General features: G+C 76.4%; 2 protein-coding genes. Both read right to left on the reverse strand.

Annotated elements, in window-relative coordinates; genetic code table 11:
- On the reverse strand, positions 1-458 hold a 458-nt coding region (locus tag AB0J52_RS41530), incomplete at its 3' end, for a hypothetical protein (protein WP_500188779.1).
- Between the two features lie 82 nt (positions 459-540).
- Positions 541-1,184: hypothetical protein (locus AB0J52_RS41535; protein WP_500188781.1), on the reverse strand; the 644-nt coding region annotated here is incomplete at its 5' end.

Raw genomic sequence — 1,184 nt, forward strand, 5'->3', positions numbered from 1 at the left:
GTCCAGCGCCCGATCGCGGCGGGGGACATCGCGCCGCCCGGGCCGGGCAGCCGCGCGATCAGGCCGGCGATCGCCGGGTCCAGTTCGCGGCAGGCGTGGTCCCGCCCGTGCACCGGCCCGTGGTCCCGCCCGCGCTCCACGCGGTCCAGGCCCCGTCCCGCGCGCTCCATGTCCCGGTGCACGCGGTCGAGCACCCGCCCGGCGTGGTCCAGTTCGCGGCCCGCGCGGTCCGGCTCGCGGCCGGAGTGGCCGAGGTCGCGGCCCGCGTGGTCCAGGTCCCGGCCGGACGGGTCCATCTCGCGGCCCGGGTGGTGCGGGTGCGCGTGCGGGTCGTGGCCGTCCGGGGCGGCGTGCGCGCCGGGCTGCGGTCCGCCGGCGCCGGGCTCCGGCAGTCCGGTGAACCGGCCCGCCATCCGGGCCTGCGCCTGCGCCATCTCATGTGCGCCACTGTTCGACATGCACGGCAACCTAGCCACGGCCGCGGCGTCCCGGAGGGGCGATCTCCGGCCACTTTGCCGACGCCGAACCCAACCATGTCCCCTAGGGCCAGATCCCGCGCTGCAGGACGATGTCCAGGTCAGGGGTGTTCCAGGCGTCCACGACGACGATCTGCGCGGACGGCTCGTACCAGATCCGCTCGGTGTAGACCGAGCCGGTCGCCTCGCCCTCGCGTTCGAAACACGGCACCCGCCACTGGCGGTACTCGGCCGCGCGCCGCCCCAGTTCCAGGCCCTTGGACGAGGTCTGGGACGCGCCCTTCCCGACGCCCCCGGCGACCAGGTCCGGGTGCCGGGGGCAGCTCATCGAGACCCCGGATCCGAAGGTGTCCTTCGGGTCGTACGGGCCGCCGCCGTACGCCTTGGACTCGGACTTGTCGAAGAAACTCGGGCCCATCACGGCGAAGCCGGGACAGGAGCCGAGGCTCGCGGCGGCGGGCCGCCACGCGCCGCCGGTCGGGCAGCCCCCGGCGAGCGTCACGTAGAAGCTGTCGGCGGCGCGCCCCTGGACCTCGATCGGGAACGCCTCCCAGGACGAGGGAACCCGCAGCTTGAGGCGTCCGAGCGTCAGCGCCTTGCCCGCCGCGGCCTCCCGCTCGGCGGCGGCCGTCCGCGACGAGCCCGGGCCGGTGGACGCGTAGATCCCGTAGCCGCCCGCAGCGAGGACGGCGGCCGCGGCGACGCCCG

Origin of the sequence: Spirillospora sp. NPDC049652, assembly GCF_040675125.1 — a bacterium.
Lineage (GTDB): Bacteria > Actinomycetota > Actinomycetes > Streptosporangiales > Streptosporangiaceae > Spirillospora.